General features: G+C 61.0%; 26 protein-coding genes. 18 read left to right on the forward strand and 8 right to left on the reverse strand.

The features are described from left to right. On the reverse strand, positions 1-1,008 hold the full coding sequence (locus HKD27_RS01480) for a bifunctional GNAT family N-acetyltransferase/(deoxy)nucleoside triphosphate pyrophosphohydrolase (protein ID WP_194688165.1): 1,008 nt from the start codon (positions 1,006-1,008) through the stop codon (positions 1-3). A gap of 1 nt (position 1,009) precedes the next feature. Further along, positions 1,010-2,182 carry a Rieske 2Fe-2S domain-containing protein gene (locus tag HKD27_RS01485; RefSeq protein WP_228518247.1) on the reverse strand — a complete coding sequence of 391 codons (1,173 nt, stop codon included), beginning with the start codon at positions 2,180-2,182 and terminating at the stop codon, positions 1,010-1,012. Positions 2,183-2,436: 254 nt separating this feature from the next. Here HKD27_RS01485 and HKD27_RS01490 point away from each other — a divergent pair, with 254 nt between their 5' ends. Continuing rightward, complete coding sequence (locus tag HKD27_RS01490; RefSeq protein ID WP_194688164.1) at positions 2,437-4,875, forward strand: TonB-dependent receptor domain-containing protein; 2,439 nt, start codon at positions 2,437-2,439, stop codon at positions 4,873-4,875. A 49-nt stretch (positions 4,876-4,924) separates the two neighbouring features. Here HKD27_RS01490 and HKD27_RS01495 read toward each other — a convergent pair whose 3' ends face one another. Together HKD27_RS01495 and HKD27_RS01500 are read right to left on the reverse strand one after the other, a co-directional pair. Beyond that, positions 4,925-5,380, reverse strand: a complete 456-nt coding sequence (locus tag HKD27_RS01495; RefSeq protein WP_194688163.1) for a hypothetical protein — start codon at positions 5,378-5,380, stop codon at positions 4,925-4,927. Between the two features lie 53 nt (positions 5,381-5,433). Further along, positions 5,434-6,312, reverse strand: coding sequence for an ATP-binding protein (locus HKD27_RS01500; protein ID WP_194688162.1), 879 nt, complete (start codon positions 6,310-6,312; stop codon positions 5,434-5,436). A 119-nt stretch (positions 6,313-6,431) separates the two neighbouring features. On the opposite strand from HKD27_RS01500, the gene yajC reads away from it, so the two are divergent. Further along, a complete protein-coding gene (yajC, locus tag HKD27_RS01505; protein WP_024716829.1) occupies positions 6,432-6,776 on the forward strand; it encodes a preprotein translocase subunit YajC in 345 nt (114 codons plus the stop codon). An 89-nt stretch (positions 6,777-6,865) separates the two neighbouring features. On the opposite strand, the gene HKD27_RS01510 is transcribed toward yajC, so the two are convergent. Together HKD27_RS01510 and HKD27_RS01515 are read right to left on the reverse strand one after the other, a co-directional pair. Then, positions 6,866-7,474 (reverse strand): superoxide dismutase, encoded by a 609-nt coding sequence (locus tag HKD27_RS01510; protein WP_011253320.1) that lies wholly within the window; start codon positions 7,472-7,474, stop codon positions 6,866-6,868. A gap of 68 nt (positions 7,475-7,542) precedes the next feature. Further along, positions 7,543-8,415 (reverse strand): NAD(P)-dependent oxidoreductase, encoded by an 873-nt coding sequence (locus HKD27_RS01515; RefSeq protein ID WP_194688161.1) that lies wholly within the window; start codon positions 8,413-8,415, stop codon positions 7,543-7,545. An 80-nt stretch (positions 8,416-8,495) separates the two neighbouring features. On the opposite strand from HKD27_RS01515, the gene msrP reads away from it, so the two are divergent. Together msrP and msrQ are read left to right on the forward strand one after the other, a co-directional pair. Next, complete coding sequence (gene msrP, locus HKD27_RS01520; protein ID WP_194688160.1) at positions 8,496-9,434, forward strand: protein-methionine-sulfoxide reductase catalytic subunit MsrP; 939 nt, start codon at positions 8,496-8,498, stop codon at positions 9,432-9,434. After that, the gene (gene msrQ / locus HKD27_RS01525; protein ID WP_194688159.1) at positions 9,434-10,060 is read left to right on the forward strand and encodes a protein-methionine-sulfoxide reductase heme-binding subunit MsrQ; all 627 of its coding nucleotides are present in this window, start codon (positions 9,434-9,436) and stop codon (positions 10,058-10,060) included. Before msrP ends, msrQ begins: the two co-directional genes overlap by 1 nt. 16 nt (positions 10,061-10,076) lie before the next feature. Here msrQ and HKD27_RS01530 read toward each other — a convergent pair whose 3' ends face one another. Both HKD27_RS01530 and HKD27_RS01535 read right to left on the reverse strand, forming a co-directional pair. After that, positions 10,077-10,640, reverse strand: coding sequence for a hypothetical protein (locus HKD27_RS01530; protein ID WP_194688158.1), 564 nt, complete (start codon positions 10,638-10,640; stop codon positions 10,077-10,079). Beyond that, positions 10,637-11,245, reverse strand: coding sequence for an NYN domain-containing protein (locus HKD27_RS01535; RefSeq protein ID WP_062456370.1), 609 nt, complete (start codon positions 11,243-11,245; stop codon positions 10,637-10,639). The genes HKD27_RS01530 and HKD27_RS01535 overlap by 4 nt, the downstream gene beginning before the upstream one ends. Before the next feature lie 199 nt (positions 11,246-11,444). Between HKD27_RS01535 and rpoZ the strand changes: the two genes are divergently transcribed. The 14 genes from rpoZ to HKD27_RS01605 all read left to right on the forward strand — a co-directional run bounded on the left by rpoZ (position 11,445) and on the right by HKD27_RS01605 (position 26,109). Next, on the forward strand, positions 11,445-11,840 hold the full coding sequence (gene rpoZ, locus HKD27_RS01540; RefSeq protein WP_024716831.1) for a DNA-directed RNA polymerase subunit omega: 396 nt from the start codon (positions 11,445-11,447) through the stop codon (positions 11,838-11,840). A gap of 36 nt (positions 11,841-11,876) precedes the next feature. Continuing rightward, positions 11,877-14,174: a bifunctional (p)ppGpp synthetase/guanosine-3',5'-bis(diphosphate) 3'-pyrophosphohydrolase gene (locus HKD27_RS01545; protein ID WP_011253327.1), complete on the forward strand. Its 2,298-nt coding sequence runs from the start codon at positions 11,877-11,879 to the stop codon at positions 14,172-14,174. 4 nt (positions 14,175-14,178) lie between these two features. Next, positions 14,179-14,652 carry a holo-ACP synthase gene (gene acpS / locus HKD27_RS01550; RefSeq protein WP_194688157.1) on the forward strand — a complete coding sequence of 158 codons (474 nt, stop codon included), beginning with the start codon at positions 14,179-14,181 and terminating at the stop codon, positions 14,650-14,652. A 9-nt stretch (positions 14,653-14,661) separates the two neighbouring features. Further along, positions 14,662-15,477: a signal peptidase I gene (lepB, locus tag HKD27_RS01555; protein WP_228120257.1), complete on the forward strand. Its 816-nt coding sequence runs from the start codon at positions 14,662-14,664 to the stop codon at positions 15,475-15,477. After that, positions 15,474-16,208, forward strand: coding sequence for a ribonuclease III (gene rnc / locus HKD27_RS01560; protein WP_062456383.1), 735 nt, complete (start codon positions 15,474-15,476; stop codon positions 16,206-16,208). The genes lepB and rnc overlap by 4 nt, the downstream gene beginning before the upstream one ends. A gap of 25 nt (positions 16,209-16,233) precedes the next feature. After that, positions 16,234-17,121, forward strand: a complete 888-nt coding sequence (era, locus tag HKD27_RS01565; protein WP_011253331.1) for a GTPase Era — start codon at positions 16,234-16,236, stop codon at positions 17,119-17,121. A 111-nt stretch (positions 17,122-17,232) separates the two neighbouring features. After that, positions 17,233-17,973, forward strand: a complete 741-nt coding sequence (gene pyrH / locus HKD27_RS01570) for a UMP kinase (protein ID WP_194264144.1) — start codon at positions 17,233-17,235, stop codon at positions 17,971-17,973. 68 nt (positions 17,974-18,041) lie between these two features. Next, complete coding sequence (gene frr, locus HKD27_RS01575) at positions 18,042-18,608, forward strand: ribosome recycling factor (RefSeq protein ID WP_041112076.1); 567 nt, start codon at positions 18,042-18,044, stop codon at positions 18,606-18,608. Positions 18,609-18,703: 95 nt separating this feature from the next. Further along, entirely contained in the window at positions 18,704-19,384 is a 681-nt protein-coding gene (gene uppS, locus HKD27_RS01580) for a polyprenyl diphosphate synthase (protein ID WP_049750784.1), read from the forward strand. Continuing rightward, entirely contained in the window at positions 19,381-20,229 is an 849-nt protein-coding gene (locus tag HKD27_RS01585) for a phosphatidate cytidylyltransferase (protein WP_194688156.1), read from the forward strand. The genes uppS and HKD27_RS01585 overlap by 4 nt, the downstream gene beginning before the upstream one ends. Beyond that, positions 20,222-21,448 (forward strand): 1-deoxy-D-xylulose-5-phosphate reductoisomerase, encoded by a 1,227-nt coding sequence (gene dxr, locus HKD27_RS01590; protein ID WP_194688155.1) that lies wholly within the window; start codon positions 20,222-20,224, stop codon positions 21,446-21,448. The genes HKD27_RS01585 and dxr overlap by 8 nt, the downstream gene beginning before the upstream one ends. Continuing rightward, the gene (rseP, locus tag HKD27_RS01595) at positions 21,441-22,541 is read left to right on the forward strand and encodes an RIP metalloprotease RseP (RefSeq protein WP_194688154.1); all 1,101 of its coding nucleotides are present in this window, start codon (positions 21,441-21,443) and stop codon (positions 22,539-22,541) included. Before dxr ends, rseP begins: the two co-directional genes overlap by 8 nt. Before the next feature lie 132 nt (positions 22,542-22,673). After that, complete coding sequence (gene bamA / locus HKD27_RS01600; protein WP_062495887.1) at positions 22,674-25,142, forward strand: outer membrane protein assembly factor BamA; 2,469 nt, start codon at positions 22,674-22,676, stop codon at positions 25,140-25,142. A 52-nt stretch (positions 25,143-25,194) separates the two neighbouring features. Beyond that, complete coding sequence (locus tag HKD27_RS01605; RefSeq protein ID WP_194688153.1) at positions 25,195-26,109, forward strand: OmpH family outer membrane protein; 915 nt, start codon at positions 25,195-25,197, stop codon at positions 26,107-26,109. Positions 26,110-26,118: the final 9 nt, after the last annotated feature.

Below are 26,118 nucleotides of genomic sequence, written 5' to 3' on the forward strand. Positions count from 1 at the left end.
CTAGCCCAGAAGCTCCTGCAGAAGCGGGATCAGGGGAAGGTCAGGATCGGGCATGGCATAGCGGCCGAGATCGGCGGCCGCGACCCATTCCAGCGTCTGGCCTTCGCGCGGGGTGGGAACACCCCGCCAGCGCCGCACCACGTAAAGCGGCATCAGCAGATGGAACGGCCCGGCGTTTTCGCTGACGAAGGTGAAGGGCGCCAGACAGGCCCCCGTCAGATCCAGACCCAGCTCCTCGCGCATTTCCCGGATCAGCGCCTGTTCCGGCGTCTCATCCCGTTCGACCTTGCCGCCGGGGAACTCCCAAAGTCCCGCAAGACGTTTCCCTTCCGGACGCTTGGCAAGAAGGATCCGCCCCTGCGCGTCGAGCAGGGTAGCCGCTACGACCAGCAATGTCCGGGGTTTGGGCGGTTCGGCGACGACCGGAGTGACCTCAGCCGAGGGTGGAGCGGGGGCCTCGACTGGTTCCTGCGTCTTGGCGAGGAACGTTGCGCGCGGCAGTTCGAACAGATCGATTGGACAGTCCTGTCCGCGCGAGACGAAACGTCGGCTGGAGGTTCCCGTCTTCACAAAGCCGAGCTTTCCCAGAACCGCTGCTGACGCGACATTGTCCTGCGCGGCATCTGCCGTGATCTTTTCCAGTCGCAGAACCGTCAGTCCCCATTCAACGACGCGCTGACCCGCCTGCGTGGTCAGGCCCTGCCCCCATTCCGTGGGGGCTAGCCAGTATCCGAGCGAGCCGGAACGCCGGTCATCGGAGAGCACGAGCGCGATCGCCCCCAGAAGCGCTCCGTCACGGGTCATGGCAAAATGATGCGCGCTGCCCTGGGCGCTGTCGCGACGGGTGGAGTCGATCCATTGCTCCGCCAGTTCGCGGGGATAGGGGAAGGGCAGGCGACTGAGCATCCGGACGACGCTCCAGTCATTGATGAGACGATGGATTGCCGGGGCGTCACCCGGCTGCAGGGAGCGCAGAACGAGTCTCCCTGCCTTGAGTTCCGGTGTCATGTCAGGACGAAGACACCTGGTTGCCCGCCGGCTTGTCGGCCGGAACGCCACACCGGGCCAGAAGCCTGCGAAGCATGTTGATGACCGGGAAGACTTCCTGGTTGTGGTCGCCGCCCAGTTCGTTCCAGGCCGCCTGTTCCAGCTCCACGATGTCCCGGTCTTCCTTGAAGATCCGCTCCGTGAACGCGACGAGGAACGGCCAGGCGATGTCGAGAACCAGCTTCGCCTTCGGGCGGCGGATCGACAGCAGCCCGAACACGCGGCAGGTCTTCTCTTCAGCATCCTGCGGCACGTACACGATCCACAGATCCATGACCGGCGGCTCGTCACCAGTTGCGATGCGCAGCGTCTGGTACGGATATTCCGTCCGGATCGTCATGACGTCCTTATGGGCGTATTTCTCGCTCGCGTCGCGACGTTCGCCGAAGATGAACGTCTCGCCCCAGGGCTGCTTGCCACCGGTGCGGGCGAAGCTGTAGCGCGCCTCGACCAGCGTGGGCTCGTCTCTACCGCCGAGGAAACGCGGCTTCATCTGGCCCATCTGCTTCATGTGCATGAACTGATGGTTCATATCCATCAGGTTCTCATGCATGAAACTGTAATGGCAGGCGACTGTCTCACCGAAACGGCGGGTCTTGTATTCGGGGTTGCCCACCGAGCCCAGTTGCGGGAAGGGCGTGCTCTCGGCTTTTGCCGGATCGCCCGGGAAAATGAAGATCAGCCCGCCTTCCTCGCGGCACGGATAGGTCCGCACGCCGTTGGGAAGCTTGCCCTTGCCCAGATATGGCACGTCGATGCAGCGGCCCGAACGGCCATAGGCCCATCCGTGGTAGCAGCACTGGACCGCTTCACCACTCACCTTGCCAAGGCTGAGCGGAACCTGCCGATGAGCACAGCGGTCTTCCAGCGCAAACACGTTGCCGTCCATGGGGCGCACGAGCGCGATCGGCTGGCCGGCATAGCGCGTGCCGATGGTCTTTCCGCGTTTGAGCTCGCGTGACCAGGCGACCGGATACCAGTAGTCGGGATTGGACAGAACGCGCCGGAGATCCCCGGTCTTGCGGACCACATCTTCCACAGGAGAATATTCACCGATATCCGGGGCGATGACCCGATCGGTGTCCGGAGATGTGCTTTCGACAGTAGCAGAAGAGGCAGAAATAGTCTGCGACATGAGTATCCTGATCCGTGATGAAACCGCGACGTCGTCTTGTTGGGCATCAGCCTAACAGGCAAAGCCCCACCACAGGAAGAGATCATTCTTCACGGCCGCAGCGCGTCTTTCCCGCAACATGCGGCACAAAAACCATTTTTTTCGTGTCATTGAAACATCATCTGGCAATGCTGGCGCTTTTCGGGCGATGCAGGCACGTTTAGGAGACCGCTTCCCAAAGTTCATAAATCCCAGATTCCGGAGTTTCGGCCACGGTGCGAACCAGATCCCTGCTTCTTTCCTCCATCGCACTGTTTGCAGTCCGTCAGTCAGCACTGGCCGCAGGTCACCAGCCTCTTCCGGCAGCCGACGATGCGGCGGCGGTCACGGCCCATGCCCGCACCCATGCGGCATCGCGCCATGCCGGAAACGCCGCTCCGGTCGCGGGAGCCAAAAACACGCCGCTCCGGAATACGTCTGCACGCCATAAGGTCGAGACGCTGGAATCCCGTGCAACGGAAAGTGTCGCTGTTACCGGCCGTCAGCTGACCGGGCGCGATGCCGAGCAGGCCGTCTCCAAGGCCATCATGCGCCAGTATGTTCCGGGAACCAGCGCCTACAAGATGCTGGATCGCACGCCGGGCGTGAGCTTCTCGTCCACCGATCCGTTCGGAATCGACAGCTTCGGCGCCAATCTCTACGTCCGCGGCTTCTTCATGAACCAGATGGGCGTCACGGTGGATGGCGTTCCCCTGAACGATCAGACGTACCAGTCCGTCAGTGGCATGAGCCTCGCCTCCGCCATCATCCCCGACGACATCCAGTCCATGCGCATGTCGCAGGGTGCAGGTTCGGTCGAACTGCCCTCGACCAACACGCTGGGCGGCACGATCCAGATCGGTTCCTCGGACCCCGAGGACAAGCGTGGCGGCAAGGTCAGCCAGTCTTTCGGCAGCTACGGGTCGTATCGCACCTATGTCCGTCTGGACTCCGGCAAGCTGAACCCGACCGGCACGAAGTTCTACACGTCCTATGCCCGCACCGATGAAGGCATGTGGATGGGGAGCGGCGACCAGTTCATGCAGCAGGTCGATGCCAAGCTCGTCCAGCCGATCAATGAACGCAGCCGCATGTCGGCTTTCTTCAACTGGTCCAGCCTGGCGCAGTGGAACTACCCGGATACGTCCATCGGCATCCTGAAGAACCTCGGTTGGCGCACACCACATCTCTATCCGAATTATGGTCTGGCTTACGGGATTGCCAACGGGACGAGCCCGCTGCCGGCCGGTTACGGGAATGTACCGGGTATCGATGGCTCAAATATCGCCATGTATGACGGTGGCCAGGCTGAAACCAACTATATGGGCGGTCTGCATTTCGACCTCGCCCTGAACGATCACCTGACCTGGAACACCACGATCTACGGTCACAGCCAGACCGGCTATTACAGCTATACGGATTCGGACGATCCCTCACCGAATGGGGCGCCATTCTCCGAAGAGGTCTGGCAGAACCGTCAGGAGCGTTACGGTCTCGACACCAGCCTGCGTTACAAGTGGGGCCGTCATACTTTCGAGGGGGGCGTCTGGTACGAGAACAACAACCAGCAGGCAGGCCTGTTCAATTATCAGGAACCGCTTCTGGGGCAGGGTGCGCCGCTCAAGGCCGTGGGTCCTTATGACGTTTACGGCCCGGCCTTCCTCGAAGGCTACAACTTCCAGTGGACCACGAACGTCATGCAGTTCCACCTGCAGGACAGCATCCAGCTCGCCCAGGGCCTGACGCTGCATGCCGGCTTCAAGTCCATGACCGCGACAACTTCCGGCGGTGCGCAGTACAACAACTCCGACTGGACGGGGGCCGATGCTCTGCCGAATGGTTCTCTGACCGCCTCACAGGCCTTCCTGCCGCACGTCAATCTGGACTGGCACATCAACCGTCACCACGAGATCTATGTGGACGTGGCGGAGAATATGCGCGCCTATGAGGTCTCGGCCTATGGCGTCGCGAACTCGGTCTATTCCGTGCAGGATCAGGCTACGTTCCAGGCCCAGAAAAAGTCCCTCGAACCGTCCAAGGCCTGGGTCTATCTTGGCGGCTATCGCTATACGTCCAAGTATCTTCAGGCGAACGCCACCGTCTATCACGCCAGCCTGATTCACCCGATCCTGGCGGCTGCGGTCGGCTCCCTGACCAATCCGGTCTCGCAGGTCATCGATTTCGGCCATATTTCCATGACCGGTGCGAATGGTGACATCACCCTCACCCCGATCGACGGCCTGAGCATCAGCAACAATCTGAGCTACAACAAGGGCACGTACGACCGAAATGTCGACACGGTTGGCGGCTATTACGCCCTGGCTGGCAAGAACATCGTCAATTACCCGGCCTGGATGTACAAAGCAGCGATTGCCTATAGCTGGAAGGGCATGACCGCCCATTTCGATGCGAATTACTACAGCCGCCGTTATTACAGCTTCATGAACGACACTTCGATCGGTGGATACTGGTTGGCCAATGCGGGTGCACAGTACCGTTTCGGCAAGCTGAGCGTTCTCAAGGACGTCACGGCAAGCTTCAACGTCTATAACCTGTTCAACACCAAATACATTTCCATGATGGGTGAGAACGACAATCCGGCCGTGGGCGACTACCAGTCCATGGAACGCGGCGCCGTTCGCGAGTTCTTCGGAACCATCAGCGCGTCGTTCTGACCGGGGGAAGAGGCAGGCGGTTTCGGATGCCTGATGCCTGCCTTCATCGTTAGGAGAAAGCTGGCAAAGCTGCCGGGTCAGGGTCGTCGGCGTTCTGTCCCGTCAGACATGCGCGGGCTGCACTCACAACACGCCTGCTTCGTCTCACTGTGCGTCGGAACAGGTGCCGCAGAACGAGAATATTTTTTCCTATTCCCGTCAGCAGCATCGCGAATGCAAGGCTGGATGCCGCTTCGACGAAGGACATAACTTCAAAACTGGTAGCGAAACCAAGAACATCCGGAGCCATCTGTAGGCTTGCGGCAAAACCATCATGGCCCAGTAGCCACGTGGCACAGCCCACAAGCAGAATAGTTCCCAGCGCAAGAATGCCTGCAGTGTAGGGAAACTCTCTCACCCATCTGACGGGACGTGTCACAAGCCGATCACGACAGATTTTGCCGATAGATGTATCTGGAGCCGCATAAGCCAGAAAAAATGCGGCGATTATCATCAGGATGATCATATTGCTACTCTCGTGCGTTCAACGTCTTGTGCGAGCACAAACAGCCCTGAAATTCAGGCATCCTGTTCGGGGGTTACACCCAGTTCGGCGCTCAGATCGCTGATGAACTGCGAGGCCACACGACCGGATCGGCTGCCGCGCGCCATGGCCCATTGCAGGGCTTTCCGGCGGAGCTCATCGCGCGGAACCGGCAGCTTGTAATAAGCCGCATACGCTTCGACGATCGCCAGATAATCATCCTGCGTTGCGCCATACAGCCCGATCCACAGACCGAACCGGTCCGAAAGCGAGACCTTTTCCTCAATGGCTTCCGACGGGTTGATCGCACTGCCCGTCTCGTTCTCGATCATGTCCCGCGGCATCAGATGACGCCGGTTCGATGTCGCATAGATCAGGACGTTCTCGGGACGCCCCCCGATACCACCGTCCAGCACGGATTTAAGCGACTTGTAATCCGCGTCCTGGCTCTCGAAGGAAAGGTCATCGCAGAACAGGATGCAGCGCCGCTTCGTGGTGCGCAGGACGGCCAGCAGCTTCGGCAGCGAAGACAGTTCGTCGCGCTGGATCTCGATCAGTGCGAGTGTTCCACCGCCCTTCGCCCGCTGCTCCTCGTTCACGGCCGCGACCGACGCCTTCACCAGCGAGGACTTGCCCATCCCGCGCGCGCCCCAGAGCATCACGTTGTTGGCGCTGAAGCCTTCCGCGAAATGCCGGGTATTGGTCATGACCTGATCCATCTGCCGCTTCACGCCCTGAAGTAGCGAGAGCGGCACACCCGAAACTTTCTCCACCGGGGTCAGAACGCCCAGAGCGGCCTGCCACAGAAAGGCGTCGTGTTTATGCAGGATGTCCGCATTCGGCGGGGGCGGGCTCATCCGCTCCAGACTGTCGGCAATACGTTCGAGAACACTGAGCAGGGCATGGTCGGTCATGGAAAACGGTCCCGAAACGAAAGGAGTTGAGATCAAAAGACATCGGCGCCGTGCTTGACGGGCAGCCCCCGGACGATATGGTCCCCGCCAGCTTCACTCAAGACTGGACCCTTACATCCATGAGCAGTCTGTTCATTTCTTCCGCCCAGGCCGCCGATGGTGGTGGCCTGCTGTCCAATCCGCAGGTGCTTCAGTTCGCCCCGATGATTTTCATCTTCGTGGTGTTCTATTTCCTGCTGATCCGTCCCCAGCAGCAGCGCGCCCGCAAGCTGCGTGACGAGCAGGGCTCCCTGCGTCGCGGTGACCGGATCGTGACGGCAGGCGGCATTGTCGGTGTCGTGCAGGCCACCCGTGACGACAGCGACGAAGTGGATGTCGAGATCGCCCAAGGCGTGCGCGTGAAGATCGTCCGCAGCACGATCACGAACATCATGCCGCGTGACAAGCCCGCCAACGATTCCTGATCCGGTCTTCCAAAAGGTCCGTTCATGAAAAACGCCCCGCCCGGAAAACCGGACGGGGCGTTTTTTTATTCTGATGAACCCGGAAGGGATCAGGCAGACTTCAGTTCGGCTTCCGCGAACTCGTAGTTGGCGAGCTTGTCCAGATAGTTCGTGATGTAATCCGGACGGCGGTTACGGAAATCGAGGTAATAGGCGTGTTCCCACACGTCGAGGCCCAGCAGTGCCTTGCCCTGACCTTCGGCCAGCGGGTTGGAACCGTTTGCCGTCTTCGTGACAGCCAGCTTGCCGGACTTGTCCAGCACCAGCCAGGCCCAGCCCGAACCGAACTGCGTCGTGGCAGCCTGCTTGAAGAGCTTCTTGAACTCTTCGACGGAACCGAAGTCCTCAGCGATCTTCTTTTCCAGGCCGGTCGGGATCTGACCGCCCTTGGGGGACAGGTTCTTCCAGAACAGGATGTGGTTCCAGTGTTGGCCTGCATTGTTGAAGACCGGAGCGATCTCGGGCTTGCCGTAGGAGAACGCGATGATCTCCTCAAGCGTCTTGCCAGCCAGTTCCGGCTTGCTCTCAACGAAACCGTTCAGCGCCGTGACATAGGCCTGATGGTGCTTGTCGTGGTGCAGTTCCAGCGTTTCCTGGCACATGCCGGCACCGGCGAGGGCGTTTTCTGCGTAGGGCAGGGGGGGAAGTTCGAAAGCCATGATGTCACTCCTTGGCAGAATAAGACGAGGTGACCGCCCTCAGGGGCGGCCGCTCCCGCATATCGTTCTCATTTATGGGGAAGATTGGCAACGCTGTGTTCCATCGCACCGATGAGGGCCGAGTAGTCCTCATTCGCATGCAGACGGTTTGAAAGAGCCAGCGCCTGATCCGCAACCGCCATACCGGGCATGAATGCCCCGACCTTGCGTCCGGCATCCAGCAGCAGTCCCATATCCTTGGACATGAGGCGCGTCGGGAACTGGGACGGGAACTCGCGGTTCTGGCCCATCTTCAGCTTGCGCTTGTGATGAGGGCTGACGACGGCCACCTGCTGAAGCGTATCGAATACGACATCGCGATCCAGCCCCGCTGCCAGACCGTAGGACACGCCTTCCGCGATGACATTGAGCGTAGCCCCCATGACGCCGTTCACGACCAGCTTCAGCCGCGCCGCCGAACCGGCAGGACCGGCGTGGATCGTCAGCTTGCCGATGACGTCCAGCACCGGCTGCGCACGCTTGACCGTCGCCTCATCACCGCCCACGAGCATGACCAGATCGCCGGTCTCGGCTTCAGGCGTGCTGCCGGACATGGGGGCATCAAGCAGCGAGAACCCATGTTCGATAGCAAGGCTGGCAAAGACGTCGGCCTGATCGGGGGAGACGGTGGAGGTATCGAGAACGAGCTTGCCGGGTGTCAGGGCCGCAAGTGCTCCGTTCTCGCCATGCAGGGATTCGTTTTCCGCCGCATCGTTGGGCACACAGAAGATGATGATCTCGGCAGCTTCGGCAATCGCACGGGGCGAGGGGAGCATTTCGGTCTCGTCCTTGCCGCCCGACGGGGCATAAGCCACCACCGGATAACCGGCTTTCCGAAGATTGGCCCCCATACGCTGGGCCATGGCGCCATAACCGATAAAACCGATCTTTGGACTGGACATGGAAACTGGCTCCTTGTGATGCGTTGCAACAGATTCACGCATCATAGGTGCCAGAGTTTCGCAGAGTCCGGAAATTGATCATGGCGCTTTTTCGCTATCCCCGCCCCCTGCCGTCCGAAATCACGCCGAGGGAGATGTATCTCTCGCGACGCAGCCTCATCGGCGGTGCGGCAGCGCTGGGCGCAGTTTCCGCCACTGCTGACGCAGCAACACTCCAGACACATCCAGGGCCATATTCGGGAAACCTTACGCCCACGCCACACGAAGACGTGACGCATTACAACAACTTCTATGAATTCGGCATGGGCAAGGTTGACCCCGCGACTCAGTCGCAGGCTTTCCATCCTCTGCCGTGGACGCTCGAAATCACCGGCCTCGTTCGCAGGCCGGTCCGCCTGGATGTGGAGCAGCTTCTACGCTCCCCGGCGATTGAGGAACGCATCTACCGCATGCGCTGCGTAGAGGCGTGGTCCATGGTCATCCCCTGGGATGGTATCCCGCTTGCCACGCTGCTGAAGGATGCTGATCCCGATCCTCGCGCCACGCATGTCGCTTTCGAAAGCATCGTGCGGCCCTCCGAAATGCCCGGTCAGAACGAGGCGCTCTCTGGAATCCAGTGGCCTTATGTTGAGGGACTGCGTCTGGACGAAGCCATGAACCCGCTGACCCTTCTAGCGCTGGGCATTTACGGTGAGACCCTGCCGAACCAGAACGGTGCGCCCCTGCGTCTGGTCGTCCCCTGGAAATATGGGTTCAAGGGGATCAAGTCGATCCAGCGCATCCGCCTGCTGGACCACGAGCCTCCGACAACATGGAACAGGCTCGCTCCTGACGAATACGGCTTCTACGCCAACGTCAATCCGCAGGTCGATCATCCCCGCTGGAGCCAGGCGACCGAGCGGGTCATCGGCGCCCATTCCCTGTTCGGCGCCACGCGGCAGCCGACCCTGATGTTCAATGGTTACGGGGAGCAGGTCGCAGATCTTTATCGTGGCATGGATCTGCGGAAAAACTTCTGATGCCGGCACGCCCCCCGCCTGCCGTTTCAGAGATACCCGGCGTCCTGAAACGGCACTGGCGCCTGGTTCTGTATCCGGTCGGCATGATCCCGGCCGTGTGGCTCGTCTGGCAGGGGCAACATGGCGCGCTCGGTGTCGATCCCGTCAATGTCTTTGAACGCTCACTGGGTCTCTGGGCGTTCCGGTTCCTGCTGGTCTGCCTCGCCCTTGTGCCGCTGAGGCGTTTCACAGGCCTGAACCTGCTCCGATATCGGCGCCTGACGGGCCTGCTGGCGTTTTTCTATGCCAGTCTGCACCTGCTGGCCTATGTCGGCCTCGATCATGGTTTTGACTGGTCAGTCCTGTGGGTGGACATGACGCACCGCTATTTCGTCATTCTGGGAATGAGTGCGCTCGTCCTGCTCATTCCGCTTGCCCTCACGTCCAATGCCCTGTCTATGCGTCTGCTCAAGCGGCGATGGAAGTTTCTGCATCGGCTGATCTATCCCGCAGCAATTCTGGCGGGCATCCACTTTTTCCTGTCCTTCAAGACCCTGAACAGTGTGTCCGCTCCTTATCTCGCAGCCGTGGCCCTGATTCTGCTGAGCCGTTTCCTGCCGCGGTCACGGATAGGAAACGGGACCTAGTCACAAGGCAGGCTGCTCAGGCTGCCGGCCGCAGGGCCGCGCGGATTTTCGGAGAGAGTTCCGTTAGGGCCGAGCGCCGCTGCGTCAGCATGTCAGCTGGAATGGGGCGGGTCGGGAAGTGACACCCATCCGCCAGAAGCAACCCGTCCGGCAGATGGGTGATTTCGCCGGGCCGGAAATCAAGCCGCGAAAGCGGAATTCCGCATGCCCCGAGCACGGCGATATGCGCGCTGATTCCAAGCGTCAGGACCAGTTTGAGCCTGTGCATGTTCTGCAGTTCAGTGCACAGGGCCTCGCTGCACTCCTCAAGTTCGGAAGGAAGGGCCAGCGGCTGGGGAGAGAGGGGCTGCATCACGGTGGTGACGCGCCCCACGATCGCGTCCGGCGATGCGGGCGCTGCATCGAAAACGATAGTGTTGGCCCGCAGAAAGGAGCCCAGAGTCTCCACGGCGTCTTCCGGATCAAGGCACACGATCAGCATCTCGGCTGAAAGAGGCCCAATTCCTGAGCGCCCCCCTTCCGAAGCGGGAAGAGGCGGCGGCGGGGAAGCGGTCGGTCCGGTAGAAGCCCGAGGTGTCATGAATCGCTGGTCTCGTCACTGTTGATGTCGGCAGGATGACGGACAGGTCCCTGTCTGGGGGGATTGCGCGGTTCCGCCTGACGGCGCGTGAACGAAGGCGCAATGTCGGCCAGTTCCACGAACAGGTCAGCCTGACGGCGCAGGTCGTCCCCGATCATGGGGGGCGTCGAGCGCATCGAGGAAATGACCGTGACCCGGACCCCGCGCGCCTGTACCGCTTCCACGGCGCGTCGCAGGTCGGAATCACCGCTTACGATCACGGCATGATCGAGGCGGCCGGCCTGCTCCAGAAGATCCACTGTCAGTTCGACATCCATGTTTCCCTTGATACGCCGTCTTCCTGAATGATCCGTAAACTCCCGGGCATTTTTCAGCACGAGGTGATAGCCGTTATAGGCCAGCCAGTCGGTCAGGGGACGAAGGGGGGAATAGTCGTCCGTTTCGGGCATTGCGGCGTAATAGAAGGCACGCTGGAAAAGGCACTGGCTTTCAAACAGGTTGCGCAGGCTGCGGAAGTCGACTTCAAACCCCAGATTGCGGGCTGCGTGATGGAGGCTGGCGCCGTCGATGAAAAGGGCTGTGCGTTCGTTCTGGCGCAGAAGCATAATGGTAATCCTGGTATGTAAAATATGTTTCCCTGTACGACAGGGGCAGAGGCTGCCTTCCAGCTGCGAACGAGCTTGGATGCACTCAGGTTCAATTCCGGAGGTGAGGCAGGTGCGGATTGCAATCGCATGAACCGCATGTTATTGCCAGCATTCTCTCTTATTTTATTCCTAGTCTTACCCGAAGGGGGCCTGTCGCATGGCGCGCGTAACCGTCGAAGATTGCATCGAGAAGGTTCCTAACCGTTTCGAACTGGTTCTGCTTGCTGCACAGCGTGCACGCGGCCTGTCGCGCGGTGAGGAAATCCGTCTGGATCGTGAAAACGACAAGAACACGGTCGTTGCCCTGCGCGAAATCGCCGAAGACAAGGTGAGCCTGCCGGTCCTGCGCGAAGGCATCATCCGCTCCTTGGCCCGTGCGCCGGAGCCGGAGCCCGTCGATGAGGAAGTGCTGGATCTCATCCCGACCGACCAGAACATCTTCGGTCTGCAGGATGTCTCCACCGAGGAAGAGCACGCCCACATGGCAGAGAACATGTCTGCTGACGAGGCTGCCGCGATCGAAGCTGAACTGGGTGGCCGGGGTCGTCGCTGATTTCTGCCCAATTCCACTGAAAGGGGGATATGCTTCATGCCTGATGCATCTTCCCCAACTGCGCCCCCGCCCGTAGCGAGCGGGGACTTCAAGCCGTCCATCGCCGGACTGCTCCGACGGATCGAAAGCTACGATCCGTCCGCTGATCTGACCCGGATCGAAGCTGCCTATGATGTCGCCGCCAATGCCCATAACGGGCAGCGGCGCGACAATGGCGATGCCTACATCACCCATCCCATTGCAGTTGCAAACATCCTCGCCGGTTTCCGCATGGATGCGACTTCGATCATGGTGGGGCTGCTTCACGATACCGTCGAAGATACGGGCGTTTCCTGTGATTCTCTTAAAGCCCGTTTCGGCGAGGATGTCGCGGCTCTCGTCGATGGCGTGACGAAGCTCACCCGGCTTGAACTCCAGTCCGATCGCACCAAACAGGCCGAGAACTTCCGCAAACTCGTTCTGGCCATGTCGCGGGATATCCGCGTTCTCATCGTCAAACTGGCCGATCGTCTGCACAACATGCGCACGCTGCATTACGTGCAGCGGACCGACCGCCGGCAGCGTATCGCCCGCGAGACGATGGATATCTATGCGCCTCTGGCCGAGCGCATCGGTATGGATCGCGTCAAGACGGAGCTTCAGAACCTTTCCTTCGCCCAGCTTGAGCCCGAAGCCGATGCGACGATCCGTGCCCGCCTGAACTTCCTGCGGGGGCAGGGGGCAGATGTCATCGAGCAGGTCCGCCAGGAATTGATGGCCCTGTGCGCCGAAAGCGGGATCGATAAGGTCGAAGTGACGGGGCGTGAAAAATCGCCCTATTCAATCTGGGAAAAAATGCAGCGCCGGAACGTGGCGTTTGAGCAGCTCTCGGACATCATGGCATTCCGTCTGCTCGTGCCTACACGCGACGCCTGCTACATGGCGCTCGGCGCGATCCACGGCGCCTATCCAATGATCGCCGGGCGCTTCAAGGATTACATCTCCACACCCAAGGCCAACGGATATCAGAGCCTTCATACCGGCGTGACCCTGCGTCATCCGCGCAATCAGAAGATCGAGGTCCAGATCCGGACCGCCGAAATGCACGATCTGGCTGAAAACGGCGTGGCCTCGCACTGGGCCTACAAGGAGCATGCGACACCGAGCGAGCGTGAAGCCGCGGCCCTGTCGTCTGCGTTCGGCGCGCCGACCCGCAAGCTCCGCTGGGTTCAGGATCTGCTGGAAATTCTCGAGGACAGTCAGGCTCCCGACGAGTTCCTCGAAAACACCAAGCTTGAACTTTATCAGGATCAGGTTTTCTGCTTTACCCCCAAAGGGCAACTGATTTCCCTGCCGCGTGGCGCAACGCCCGTCGATTTTGCCTATGCGGTGCACAGTCAGGTTGGCGATACCTGTGTGGGCGCGAAGGTCAATGGTCGCCTGATGCCTCTGCGGCACGAGCTACAGAACGGCGATCAGGTCGAGATCATGACGGCCCGTGGCGGCACGCCGTCACCGTCCTGGGAGCGCTTTGTCGCAACCGGCAAGGCTCGCGCCCGTATCCGGCGTTTCGTGGCGCAGCAGCAGCGTCAGGTCCATCTCGACAATGGGCGTGCCGCCATCGCCAAGGCGTTCCGTCAGGAAGGCGTGGACGGTTCCGAAAAAGTCCTCGATGGGATTCTCAAGGAACTGCGTCAGGCTTCGGTGGAAGACCTGTACGTCTCGGTCGGAAACGGTCAGCTCGGTCCCAAGGATGTGGTCAATACGGCCTATCCGGAGCTGCGTCAGAGCGTCCGCGCGCCGAGAATGGTGCCCGGGCTTTCTCCACGTTTCGGCCAGTCCCTCATGCTCGGCGCAGGGCATGCCGGCTCCAAGAATACGGCGGCCCATTCGGGAAGCACGATCAAGGGAATCGGCTCGGGCATCGCCATCAGCTTTGCCGGCTGCTGCCGCCCGCTGCCGGGTGATCCGATCGTCGGGATCATTGCTCAGGGCAAGGGTGTCACGATCCATCGTCGTGGCTGCCAGAACCTGTCCAGTTTCGCCGATACGCCCGAGCGTTTCCTGGAAGTGGACTGGGACTACGAGGCTCTCGGTCGCCGTCAGGGCGCCGAGCCCTATACGGCCCGCCTGTCGGTCGTGGCCGCTAACGAACCCGAGGTTCTTGCAACGCTCACCAACGTGGCCGCCAAGCACAATGGCAGTGTCATTAACCTCAAGATCGTGAACCGTCAGCTCGATTTCATGGAAATTCTGGTCGATCTTGAAGTGAAGGACCTGCGTCACCTCTCGTCCATGATCGCGGCGTTCCGGACAGCGGTGGGCGTCATGCAGGTCGAGCGCGCCAAGGGATGACGCCATGATCCTCGGCATGGGGACGGACCTGTGCATGATTTCGCGCATTGAAAAAAGCGTCGAACGCTTTGGGGACCGTTTCCTGAATCGCGTTTTTACCGAAGCCGAGCGTGCCTATGCTGATCGTTTCGCGGGGGCTGCGCGCATGGGGAGCTATGCGAAGCGCTGGGCGGCCAAGGAAGCCTGCGCCAAGGCTCTGGGAACAGGCTTCGCGAACGGGGTCCTGCTTCAGGATATCGGAGTCTGCAACGGCCCGGGCGGGGCGCCGGAACTCCTGCTTTCAGGCGGGGCGGAAGAAGCCCTGAAGCGCCTGACCCCGCCAGGGCAGGGAGCCCAGCTGCTCGTTAGTATGAGTGATGATCCGCCCTTTGCTCTTGCGCAGGTCATCATACAATCCGTCCCCTTGGTGGGTGTGCAGTCCGCTCCGCAATCATGCGTACGGATTGAACCGCTCGCCAATGCCGCCAAGCTGCGTTAAGAGCGTCTCATGACCAAGGAGAACAGGCCCGTGCAGGGTTCAGAAAGTGCCGGCGACAAGCCCGCGCGCCGCGAAGAGACGCTTGGCGAAAGCATCCGCTATTTCTGCGTGCTGCTGCTGGCCGTATTTGCCGTGCGATCCCTCGTGGTGGAGCCTTTCAACATCCCGTCCGGCTCGATGATCCCGACGCTGCAGATCGGCGATTTCGTTCTGGTCTCGAAGTTCAGCTACGGCTATTCGCGCTTCTCGTTTCCGTTCTCGCCGAATGTCTTCAGCGGCCGGATTCTGGGTTCTGAACCCCATCGCGGCGACGTTGCGGTCTTCCGTTTCACGCGTGATACGTCCGTGGACTATATCAAGCGCATCATCGGCCTGCCCGGCGACCATATCCAGGTCACGGGCGGCAAGCTGATCCTCAATGGTATCGAAGTCCCCCGCACGGCGCTCGGTCACTACGAAGTGCTGGACGAGAACAACCGTCTCCTCAGTGGCGACCGCTATCGCGAAAGCCTCCCGGGAAGTGCGGGTCGTCCCACAGTCGAGCATGACATCCTCAAGCTGACGGATGAGGGATTCGCCAACGACACGCCCGAATATGTCGTGCCGGAGGGCTCCTTTTTCGCCATGGGCGATGACCGTGATGACAGTGCCGACAGCCGTTTTCAGGGCGATGGTCCCGATGATCTCGGCTTTGTCCCGATGCAGAACCTTGTCGGTCGCGCGCCCATCGTTCTGTTCTCCATGGATATGCGTCACCCTGCCTGGCAGTTCTGGTACTGGCCGACCGAGATCCGCTGGAACCGCTTCCTGCATTCCGTCACATGAAACTTTCCCACACAGAAGCCCTGGCCTCGATGCAGGCTGCCCTGGGGCATAACTTCAAGAAGCCCGAACTGCTGAGCGAGGCCCTGACGCACCGTTCTGCCGTTTCCGGGCGCGACCCGCGTCGTGCCCGCCGGAACCAGCGCCCCAAGGGCAGCGGATCGAACGAACGCCTCGAATTCATCGGCGATCGCGTCCTTGGCCTGTTGATGGCCGAGTGGCTGCTGGAGCGGTATCCGGACGAGCAGGAAGGGGCCCTCGGTCCCCGTCACGCCCATCTGGTATCGCGAACCGTGCTGGCCGAAATCGCCGATCAGGTCGGTCTTTCGGCCTCGCTCCAGATTTCCCCGCATGAGGAAGATGCCGGCATCCGGCGTCTGTCCAGCATCCGTGCGGACGCAATGGAAGCCCTTCTCGGTGCGCTGTATCTCGATGGCGGTCTGGAACCGGCCCGTCGTGTGGTGCACCAGTACTGGCAGGCCCGCATCGAAAGCGCCGACCGGCCCCACAAGGAGCCCAAGACGCTGCTGCAGGAATACATGCTCTCGCAGGGGCTGCCGCTTCCGCATTACGAACTCCTGTCTTCGGACGGTCCGTCACATGCGCCGGTCTTTCGCGTCAGCGTCACGACCATGGGGCATACGGGAACGGGAGAAGCCGGCAGCAAGAGGCTGGCAGAAAGCGCAGCGGCAACCGCCCTGCTGAAACACCTCGGTCAGAATGTGGCGTCCTGAGATGTCATCAACAAAGGATCAGAACATGACCACGCGCTGCGGTTTCGTGGCTCTCGTCGGCGCCCCGAATGCGGGGAAATCCACCCTGCTCAACCGGATTGCCGGAGCCAAGCTGTCCATCGTCAGCCCCAAGGCCCAGACGACCCGTTTCAGGACGCTCGGCATCGTCATGCAGGACAATGCCCAGATCATCCTCGTGGACCTGCCCGGCATCTTCAAGCCGCGCCGTCGCCTCGACCGGGCGATGGTCAACGCGGCCTGGTCCGGCTCGCAGGACGCGGATCTGACCCTGCTGCTGGTGGATGCAAAATCCGGCCTGCGCGAGGATGTCCGCGAGATCATCGCCAAGCTGGCCGAAAGCAAGAACCGCATCTGGCTCGTTCTGAACAAGACGGATCTCGTCGAGCGCGGTGAACTCCTGCCTCTGACGCAGGAAATCAGCGGTCTCATCAATGTCGAGCACGTCTTCATGTTGAGCGCCCGTTCGGGCGAGGGCGTGAGCGATCTGATGGCCCGTCTGGCTGCCGAACTGCCTGAAGGCCCGTTCCTCTATCCCGAAGATGACCTGACGGACCTGCCGGACCGTCTGCTCGCTGCCGAGCTGGTCCGTGAGCAGATCTTCATGCAGACGCATGAGGAAATTCCCTATCAGGCCACTGTCGAGACCGAGAGCTTCAAGGAGCGTCCGGACGGATCGGTGCGGATCGAGGTGACGATTTACGTCTCCCGTCCCGGGCACAAGGCCATCCTGATCGGGGAGGGTGGTCACAAGATCAAGTCCCTCGGCGCACGGGCGCGGATGGAGCTTCAGGAGCTTCTGGACCGCAAATGCCATCTTTTCCTGAACGTCAAGGAACGTGCGGGATGGGACGAGGAAAAGGCCCGGCTGCGCGCCATTGGTCTGGACGACTGAAAAAGACAGGTGCCGGAGCGTTTGAAATCCGGCATCCTGACATCGCTTGTTCCAATCCCGCCACGTCTGTATGACAGGCGCACGTCAAGACACATCCAGCCAGAGACGGGCATGATGACCGAAAATCGAGAACAGAGCCCCTCCTACAAACGCGTCCTGCTCAAGGTGTCCGGTGAGGCACTCATGGGCGACGGACCGTCAGGGGTAGACCCCGTAATGGTGGACATGGTTGCCGCCGATATCGCCGATGTGGTGGCTTCCGGAGTGGAAGTCTGCCTCGTCGTCGGCGGTGGCAACATCTTCCGCGGCCTTGCGGCCGCAGCCAAGGGCATGGACCGCGCGCAGGGTGACTATGCCGGCATGCTGGCGACCGTCATCAACGCGCTGATGCTGCAGAACGCGCTCGAGCGCCGCGGCATGGAAACGCGCGTCATGACCGCGATCCAGATGGCCGCCATTGCAGAGCCGTATATCCGCCGCCGCGCCGTGCGCCACATGGAAAAGGGCCGCGTCGTCATTTTCGCAGCCGGCACCGGCAATCCGTTCTTCACGACGGACACGGCCGCCGCTCTGCGCGCCAACGAGATGGAGTGCGATGCGCTCTTCAAGGGCACGCAGGTGGACGGCGTCTATTCCGCCGACCCGCGCCGCAACCCTGACGCCCAGCGCTATGATCGCCTGACCTATCTCGAGGTTCTGGCCCGCGACCTGAACGTCATGGATGCCGCGGCCATCAGCCTGGCGCGTGAAAACAGGTTGCCCATCGTGGTCTTCAACATGCATGCTCCCGGCTCCTTCGGGGCCGTGATGCGTGGGGAAGGGCTCTTCACAAAGATCATCGAAGCGGACTGATCTCCGCATTTTCAACGAAATCTTCAGGCTCTCTCCTGAAAACCACGTCGAACTGAAAGGAACAGCTCATGTCCGCTGCCCTGAATGACCTTCTCGCCGATCTGACACGCCGTATGGACGGTGCGATCGAAAGCCTGCGCCGGGACCTTTCGGGCCTGCGTTCGGGCCGGGCCAGCCCGAACCTTCTGGAGCCGGTGCGCGTCGAAGCCTATGGCTCGGAAGTTCCGCTGTCGCAGGTCGGTTCCATCGCCGTTCCCGAAGCCCGCATGCTGACGGTGTCGGTTTGGGACCGCACGGTTGTCGGCGCCGTCGAGCGTGCCATCCGTGACAGCGGGCTTGGCCTTAACCCGTCCACGGACGGTCAGACGGTTCGCGTTCCCATTCCGGCCCTGACCGAAGAGCGCCGTAATGAACTGGCCCGTGCAGCTGCCCGCTATACCGAAAACGGCAAGATTTCCGTGCGTGGCGTGCGTCGTGACGGTATGGAACAGACCAAGGCGCTGGAAAAGAAGAGCGAGATCAGTCAGGACGACATGAAGACCTGGACTGACGCCATCCAGAAGCTGACGGACCAGTACATCAAGAAGGTCGACGATATTTTCGCGGACAAAGAACGCGAGATCAAACAGGTCTGATTGCGCATTTGTCTGCAGGATCTCTTCCCCGTCACGACCGTATCGTCTCCTCTTCATCCGGAGGCGGCGTGAGCGTCGTTCCCGTCCATATCGCCATGATCATGGACGGGAACGGCCGCTGGGCCCGTGCGCGCAAACTCCCTGTGGCCGCAGGGCACCGTCAGGGTGCGGAATCCGTACAGCAATGTGTTCGCACGGCCATCCGTCAGGGTGTGCGATACCTGACGCTTTATGCGTTCTCTTCGGAAAACTGGCGCCGTTCCGCAGAGGAAGTCGGGGATCTGACATCTCTGCTGCGCTTCTATCTGCGTCACAAGATCAACGAGCTTCATGCCCAGGGCGTGCGACTGCGGATTATCGGTGAGCCCGAGCGCTTCGAGGGTTCCCTGCGCGAAGAACTGCGCCGCGCCGAAGCCCTGACGCTCCACAATACGACCCTGACCCTCACGCTCGCGCTGTCCTATGGTGGGCGCGCGGATATCGTGCAGGCCGCCCGCAGGCTGGCTGAAGACGCCGTTGCCGGCAAAATCGCGGCCGAGAGCATCAGCGAAGCCATGCTCGACGATGCGCTCCAGACTTCCGACATGCCCGACCCCGATCTGGTCATCCGCACCAGTGGTGAGTGTCGACTGTCCAATTTCCTGCTCTGGCAGAGTGCTTATGCGGAGCTGGTTTTCATGGATGTGCTCTGGCCCGATTTTGGCGAAGTCGAGTTTCTCGAAGCCCTCTCGCGCTTTGCAAGCCGTCAGCGCAGGTTTGGTGGCCGCCCCGCATGAGTGCCTCCTCCAGATGGTCTGACCTGCGCCTGCGCCTGCTGTCCGCTGCGGTCCTGATCCCGGTTGCAGCGTTCTGCATCTGGCAGGGGGGGGCGGTCTATGACGCCCTGATCCTTCTGGCGATGTTCGGTCTGGCCTGGGAAGGCGAAACCCTTATCCGCCAGCCCCTCAAGACATGGCGTGGCGCCCTTCTGCTGGCCTGGCCCGTCATCGCCGGTCTGGCAGCCCTGAAAGGGGAGTGGAGCGCAGCCTTCTGGATGATCTGGCCCACGCTGATCTTCGGCTTTCCGGCCAGCGTGCCCGTCGTGGTTGCCATCATCGGGGGCCTGTCGCTCCTGTGGCTGCGGCACCTGCCGCTCGGCATGGCGTCCGTTCTGTTCGTCATCTCCGTTGTGGTCGCGAGCGACAGTTTCGCCTATCTGGCCGGTCGTATTTTCGGCGGCCCGAAGCTGGCTCCTTCGATTTCACCGGGCAAGACACGCTCCGGCGCAATCGGCGGCCTTGTTGGTTCGGCGCTGGCCGGTGGTCTGGTCGCCTGGCTGACCGTGCCGGGCACCCAGCTTGGCGGCCTGGTCTGCGGCGCTGTCCTGAGTGTGTTTTCCCAGAGCGGAGACCTTCTGGAAAGCGCCGCCAAGCGTCGTCTCGGCGTCAAGGATTCAGGTCGTCTGATTCCCGGACATGGCGGTCTTCTGGACCGCTTTGACGGTCTTCTCGCCGCGGCACCTGCCGCAGCACTGCTTTCGCTCGCGGTTGCCGCGCAGCCTTTCTGGTCCATCCTGCCTGCAGATCTGACTGGCGGTTCTGCACACCCACCCATTCTTCAGGGGAGTTCTTCTCATGACTGACGGTTCTGCGCGCTCAACACGCCGCCGCATTACGGTGCTCGGCAGCACCGGCAGTATCGGAACTTCAACGGTCGACCTTCTTGCCCGGATTCCGGATGAGATCGAGGTGCGGGCCCTTGTCGGCGGATGCAACGCCGCCCTGCTGGCCGAACAGGCCCGTCGTCTGAACGCTGAAGTCGCCGTCATTCATGACGAAAGCCGTCACGAAGAGCTGAAATCCTGCCTCGCCGGGACGGGCATCCGGACCGCCGCTGGCCGTCAGGCCGTCATTGAGGCCGGGGCCATGGAAGCCGACTGGACCATGGCAGCCATTACGGGCGCCGCGGGCCTCGAACCCACGCTCGCTGCCGCCCGCAACGGTCATGCCGTGGCGCTTGCGAACAAGGAAGCGCTTGTCTGCGCCGGCGATGTCATGCTGCGCGCTGTTGCCCAAGCCGGTGCGACGCTCCTGCCCGTCGATTCGGAACATAACGCCATCGCCCAGTCCCTCGGCGCCTGCGACATGGACAGCGTCGAGAAAATCATTCTGACGGCTTCCGGCGGGCCGTTCCGTAAATCCTCGATCGAGGAAATGCGCGCTGCTACTCCGGAAAAGGCCCTGAAGCATCCAACCTGGACGATGGGCGCGAAGATCACAATCGATTCCGCCTCAATGGCGAACAAGGGTCTGGAAGTCATTGAGGCGGCCCGTCTCTTTGGCCTGACCGAAGACCGGATCGACGTTCTGGTTCACCCGCAGTCGGTCGTACATGGTCTGGTACAGTTTCGGGATGGCAGCCTCGTCTCCCAGATGGGCTCTGCCGACATGCGCATTCCTATCGCCCACACACTCGCCTGGCCGAAGCGCATGGTGACACCCTGCGAGCGTCTTGATCTTGCTGCCTATGGCCGTCTGGAGTTCGAAGCGCCGGATGAAGTGCGCTTCGCCCCCCTGCGCCTTGCCCGCCAGGTTCTCCGGGCCGGTGGCGCGGCACCAGCCGTTTTCTCCGCCGCGAACGAAGTTGCCGTGGATGCGTTCCTCAACCGGCGCATCGGCTTCCTCGGTATCGGCGAGACAATCGACGCTGCGCTGCAGGCTATGGATGAAAATCCGGAACTCAGGACCCTCGATGACGTGCTGCACTGGGACGCGCGGGGCAGGGCCCTCGCCGAAGCCCATATCCTGCGGCAGAGTGGGGGGCTGCGAAACGACGTGAGCGAGAACGCCCTGAATGCATGATCTTCTGCGGACCATTCTGGCCTATGTCCTGATTCTGGGGATCCTCGTCTTCATCCATGAACTCGGGCATTACCTCGCGGCGCGCTGGCGTGGTGTGAAGGTCGATACCTTTTCCATCGGTTTCGGCCCTGCTTTGCATCGCTGGCACGATCGCTCGGGCACGGAATGGCGCATCAGTGCCATTCCCCTGGGCGGGTTCGTCAAGCCGCACGGCTTTGAAGGTCCGGAAGATGCAACCGACGAACAGAAAGCCGCCTGGATTCCGGGCCGGACTTTCCATGACAAGCCCGTAGGCTCCCGGGCCATCGTCATCCTCATGGGTCCGGTCTTCAATTTCATCTTCGCGATCCTGGCCTTCACGGTGCTGTTCGCGGTGGTGGGCAAGCCCGAGATCCACGGGGATATCTCGCAGGTCACGGCCGGAAGTCCTGCGGAGCGTGCGGGTGTAAAGCCCGGTGACGTGATTACCCGGATTGGCAATACGCATATCCTTGGTGCCGAGGATGTCATGGCGACCGTCGCGTCCCATCCCGGCCAGCAGACGGTTCTGGGTATCCATCGTGGCACGGAAGATCTCAGTCTGCCGGTCACGCTCGACACCCTGAAGAATGGTGGCCACGACATGGGCAGCCTCGGCGTGGCGTTTGCCATCTCGAGGGGACGTCCCGTTTCCCTGCCGTCGGCCTTCATCATGGGGATGCAGGAGACCTGGGACAAATCGGTCATGACGCTTCAGGGCGTCTGGCAGATCCTCAGCGGGCAACGGAGTGCGAAGGAGCTGGGGGGGACGATTCGCATCGCGCAGCTCTCCGGCCAGGTCGCCAGCTACGGTCTGGCCAGCATCATTTCCTTCATGGCGCTGCTTTCGATCAATCTTGGGCTGATCAATCTTTTCCCAATTCCCGTGCTCGATGGGGGGCGTCTCGTGTTCTATGTCTGCGAGGCGATCCGCGGCCGCCCGGTTTCACGCAGGGTGCAGGAAGTGAGCATGCAGGTCGGAATGGCTCTGATCGGCGCTCTTTTCCTCTTTTCAACGGTCAACGATCTGACCAACATCGGACTGTTCCACTGGCTCTTTCACGCAGTAAGCTAAATATTCTGAAAAGACTTGTGATACAGTTGAACACGTCAGGGCATCTTGCGCGGGACAGGGGTTATCGGATACCTCCGCCAATGGCGTAACGTGTCAGGCGCCTGCAAAAAATATGTTACAAGGAAAGCCGGTTTGTCAGGATCACGGTCAAGAGGTTCCCGGTCTTCGAACAAGCGTCTGGTGCTTCTCGCATCAGCCTGTCTGCTGCCCGTCGTCCTCGGAACGGCTCAAGCGCGTTCCGTTCGTCATCAGGCCCCGGCATCAGCCCCCGGTGGAAACATCATTCAGGCCATCTCGGTAAAGGGAAACACCCGTATCGAGACGAGCACGGTGCTGTCCTACATGGTCGCCCAGCCAGGTGACACGTTTAATCAGGATGACCTCGACCGCTCGCTGAAGACGCTTTACGCCACGGGTCTGTTCAAGGACGTGACGCTGCACCGTGATGGCAACACGCTTCTGGTTGACCTGGTCGAGAACCCGATCGTCAACCGTATCGTGTTCGAGGGTAACCATGCGCTGAAGGACGAGGATCTCCGCAAGGAAATCAGCCTGCGTCCCCGTGCCGTGTTCTCGTCGCAGACGACTGCCGCCGACCGCCAGAAGATCCTGAACCAGTATGCCGGCAAGGCCCGCTTCGGCGCGACCGTCACGCCCCAGATCGTCAAGCTGTCCCACAACCGTGTGGACGTGGTCTTCAACATCAATGAAGCCCAGCAGACGCTCATCAAGAAAATCGTTTTCGTCGGCAACCATGCCTTCAGCGAAGCACGCCTCTCCCAGGTCATCTCGTCCAAGGAGACGATCTGGTACCGTTTCTTCTCGTCCTCGGATGAATACAACCCCGAGCGCGTGAAGTACGATGCAGAGCTGCTGCGTCGCTTTTACCTGCATAACGGCTTCGTCGATTTCCATATGGTGGATGCCACGGGTGAGCTGGCTCCTGATCACAAGTCGTTCTACATCACCTTCACCGTGCATGAGGGCGACCGCTACCGTCTGGGCAAGATGGATGTGCGCTCCAGCGTGCGTCATGTGACGCCCGAGATGCTGCGCCCGCATGTCGAGCTGTTCCCGCATCAGATCTATGACGGCACGGCGATCCAGAACAACACGAAGAACATGCAGGAATGGTTGCAGGCCACCGGTCACCCGTTCGCCATGGTCCGTTCGGAAATCGCCCGAAATCCGGAAAAGCACGTTGTTGACCTGCTGTTCGATGTGACAGAGGGGCCGCATGTCTATGTTGAGCGTATCGACATCAACGGCAATACCATCACCCATGATGATGTGATCCGTCGGAACCTGCCGATGGCCGAAGGGGACCCGTACACACCGTTCGATCGCAAGTATTCCAAGCTTGGTCTTCAGGATCTCGGATATTTCAGTTCGGTCTCCGTCGATCAGACACAGGGATCTGCACCTGACCGTGTGAACGTGTCCGCGAACGTGGTCGAAAAGCCGACCGGCGAGTTCTCCCTGGGTGGCGGTTATTCGACGGACGTCGGTATTCTCGGTAACGCCGCGATCAAGCAGCATAACCTGCTCGGAACGGGTGTGGATGCCGGTATTTCCGGAACGGTCGCTTACTATGAAAAGCAGGCCGACATCTCCATTACCGATCCGTACTTCCTGAATCGTAACCTTGTGGCCGGTGCGGATTTCTACTTCATCCAGAACAACTACCAGACGTATCAGAGCTATAAGGAATCCCAGTACGGCATGAGCCTGCGTCTGGGTTATGCCTATAACCGATACCTGTCGCAGTCCTGGAACTATACGCTCGTTGACCGTCAGGTCGGCAACTTCTACGACGCTGCTGCCGTCGCCGAAGATCCGAGCCTGATCCAGTACGTTCCGTCGATTTACGTCCAGCAGTCGGCCGGCTGGTCGCTGCTCTCGCAGATCAGCACGTCTGTGACCTATGACCGTCGTGATCAGAGAACCAAGCCGCACTCGGGTTACATGTTCAAGGTCGGTGGTGATTTTGCTGGTCTTGGTGGTAACTCGAAATATGCCCGCGTAAAGGCGGACGGCGCCTATTATGTGCCGCTTGATGACCTGACCGGAAACCATGACTGGACGTTCCAGTTCAAAGGCGGCGTCGGTTACATGGGTGACTGGAGCTCGAGCGGAAACCGCAACATCATCGATAACTTCTATCTTGGTGGTGAAAACCTGCGAGGCTTCCTCCAGGGTGGTGTCGGTCCGCGTTCAGGCCATCTCAAGATCAACGGTGTCTATATCCCGGCCCAGGGCCAGGAAGATCTGCTCGGTGGCCGCTTCATGTACACGGCCTCCGCACAGCTCAACTTCCCGCTGCCCATGGGTGATGATCTCGGAATCTCGGGCCGTGGCTTCATTGATGCCGGCAGTCTCGCAGGCTTGCGCGTCAAGCATCTCTATACGAACCGCACGAATGACGGCGACAACTACACCCCCATCACCGGTGACAACCTGATCCCGCGTGTTTCCGGCGGTCTCGGCGTGTCCTGGAAGAGCCCGTTCGGCCTCGTCAACATCGATGGCGCCGTGCCGATCCGCAAGGAACATGGTGACCGTCTCTATCCGCTGCGTTTCGGTTTTGGCCAGCAGTTCTGAACTGTTCGAGACCTTGCCGTCCTGTTTTTCAACCCCTTGCCAAGAGGTGGTCATGACCCTCAATTCCCTGATGCGCACGGTTTCGGCCGGCGCGCTTCTGGCAGCGACGATTCTCGTCTCCGCTCCGGGCGCCCATGCCCAGGCTTCCGGCGGCAATGGTGGCTGGTTCGTTCCCAAGGCTGCTCATCCTGACGCCCCTCCGCCGCGCCCTGTCCAGCGCCGCGTTCCGGAAGCCGCGCCGGATGAGGAAGAAGACTCCGCACCGGCTGAACAGCAGCAGGCTCCGCCGATCCTGCCGCTGCCGCCGATCCCGGCTCCCCCGAGCATCGCAAGGGCCTCTCCGCCGCCGGCTGCCGTCATTGGCGTGATCAATGTCCAGGCCGTCATGCAGATTTCCAGCGCCTGGCAGGAAATCCAGCAGGTTCTGGGCGCTCGCCGTGACCGTCTGGCACAGGCTGTGCAGCGTGAGGAAGCCGCCTGGCGTGGCGAGCAGCAGAAGCTTCAGGCCCAGGCCCGCAGCCTGACGTCCGACCAGATCCAGCTGCGCGAACGTCACCTGCAGGAACGTCGTGCCAAGGATCAGCACGATTTCGGCAATCAGGCCCGCATCATCCAGGAAGCGGCACAGGTTGCCATGCATCAGATCGAGCGTGAGCTGGAAGAGCCGAACGGCATCATCGCCGCCGTCGCCGCTGCCCACAACATGAACCTGATCCTGCATGCGGAGCAGGTCGTGCTTCATGTCGGCGGTCAGGACATCACCGAGGAAGTCGGCACGCAGCTCAACAAGACTCTGCCTCATGTCTTCATTCCCGATGATGGCGTGGACCCCGAGCAGCTCGCCCGCTCCGGCAAGATGCCCACCACGGCTGACGAACAGCGGCAGGCCCAGGGACCGCAGGCTCCCGGACCCCAGCAGGCTCCGGCGTCCGCACCGAGCGAGTCCGTTCTGCGTCAGCATCACTGAGGCGCCGGG

Origin of the sequence: Gluconobacter sp. R75690, from assembly GCF_015244525.1 — a bacterium.
GTDB lineage: Bacteria > Pseudomonadota > Alphaproteobacteria > Acetobacterales > Acetobacteraceae > Gluconobacter > Gluconobacter potus.

What these genes read in the sequence shown, in the direction of transcription:
- rseP (WP_194688154.1), top strand. Translation starts at nt 21,441, where the DNA reads ATGCATGATCTTCTGCGGACCATTCTGGCCTATGTCCTGATTCTGGGG.
- yajC (WP_024716829.1), top strand. Translation starts at nt 6,432, where the DNA reads ATGAGCAGTCTGTTCATTTCTTCCGCCCAGGCCGCCGATGGTGGTGGC.
- msrQ (WP_194688159.1), top strand. Translation starts at nt 9,434, where the DNA reads ATGCCGGCACGCCCCCCGCCTGCCGTTTCAGAGATACCCGGCGTCCTG.
- pyrH (WP_194264144.1), top strand. Translation starts at nt 17,233, where the DNA reads ATGATGACCGAAAATCGAGAACAGAGCCCCTCCTACAAACGCGTCCTG.
- lepB (WP_228120257.1), top strand. Translation starts at nt 14,662, where the DNA reads ATGACCAAGGAGAACAGGCCCGTGCAGGGTTCAGAAAGTGCCGGCGAC.
- rnc (WP_062456383.1), top strand. Translation starts at nt 15,474, where the DNA reads ATGAAACTTTCCCACACAGAAGCCCTGGCCTCGATGCAGGCTGCCCTG.
- HKD27_RS01605 (WP_194688153.1), top strand. Translation starts at nt 25,195, where the DNA reads ATGACCCTCAATTCCCTGATGCGCACGGTTTCGGCCGGCGCGCTTCTG.
- acpS (WP_194688157.1), top strand. Translation starts at nt 14,179, where the DNA reads ATGATCCTCGGCATGGGGACGGACCTGTGCATGATTTCGCGCATTGAA.
- msrP (WP_194688160.1), top strand. Translation starts at nt 8,496, where the DNA reads ATGGCGCTTTTTCGCTATCCCCGCCCCCTGCCGTCCGAAATCACGCCG.
- HKD27_RS01585 (WP_194688156.1), top strand. Translation starts at nt 19,381, where the DNA reads ATGAGTGCCTCCTCCAGATGGTCTGACCTGCGCCTGCGCCTGCTGTCC.
- HKD27_RS01545 (WP_011253327.1), top strand. Translation starts at nt 11,877, where the DNA reads ATGCCTGATGCATCTTCCCCAACTGCGCCCCCGCCCGTAGCGAGCGGG.
- dxr (WP_194688155.1), top strand. Translation starts at nt 20,222, where the DNA reads ATGACTGACGGTTCTGCGCGCTCAACACGCCGCCGCATTACGGTGCTC.
- HKD27_RS01530 (WP_194688158.1), bottom strand. Translation starts at nt 10,640, where the DNA reads ATGACACCTCGGGCTTCTACCGGACCGACCGCTTCCCCGCCGCCGCCT.
- HKD27_RS01480 (WP_194688165.1), bottom strand. Translation starts at nt 1,008, where the DNA reads ATGACACCGGAACTCAAGGCAGGGAGACTCGTTCTGCGCTCCCTGCAG.
- HKD27_RS01485 (WP_228518247.1), bottom strand. Translation starts at nt 2,182, where the DNA reads ATGTCGCAGACTATTTCTGCCTCTTCTGCTACTGTCGAAAGCACATCT.
- HKD27_RS01535 (WP_062456370.1), bottom strand. Translation starts at nt 11,245, where the DNA reads ATGCTTCTGCGCCAGAACGAACGCACAGCCCTTTTCATCGACGGCGCC.
- HKD27_RS01500 (WP_194688162.1), bottom strand. Translation starts at nt 6,312, where the DNA reads ATGACCGACCATGCCCTGCTCAGTGTTCTCGAACGTATTGCCGACAGT.
- uppS (WP_049750784.1), top strand. Translation starts at nt 18,704, where the DNA reads ATGATCATGGACGGGAACGGCCGCTGGGCCCGTGCGCGCAAACTCCCT.
- HKD27_RS01495 (WP_194688163.1), bottom strand. Translation starts at nt 5,380, where the DNA reads ATGATCATCCTGATGATAATCGCCGCATTTTTTCTGGCTTATGCGGCT.
- frr (WP_041112076.1), top strand. Translation starts at nt 18,042, where the DNA reads ATGTCCGCTGCCCTGAATGACCTTCTCGCCGATCTGACACGCCGTATG.
- HKD27_RS01510 (WP_011253320.1), bottom strand. Translation starts at nt 7,474, where the DNA reads ATGGCTTTCGAACTTCCCCCCCTGCCCTACGCAGAAAACGCCCTCGCC.
- HKD27_RS01515 (WP_194688161.1), bottom strand. Translation starts at nt 8,415, where the DNA reads ATGTCCAGTCCAAAGATCGGTTTTATCGGTTATGGCGCCATGGCCCAG.
- era (WP_011253331.1), top strand. Translation starts at nt 16,234, where the DNA reads ATGACCACGCGCTGCGGTTTCGTGGCTCTCGTCGGCGCCCCGAATGCG.
- rpoZ (WP_024716831.1), top strand. Translation starts at nt 11,445, where the DNA reads ATGGCGCGCGTAACCGTCGAAGATTGCATCGAGAAGGTTCCTAACCGT.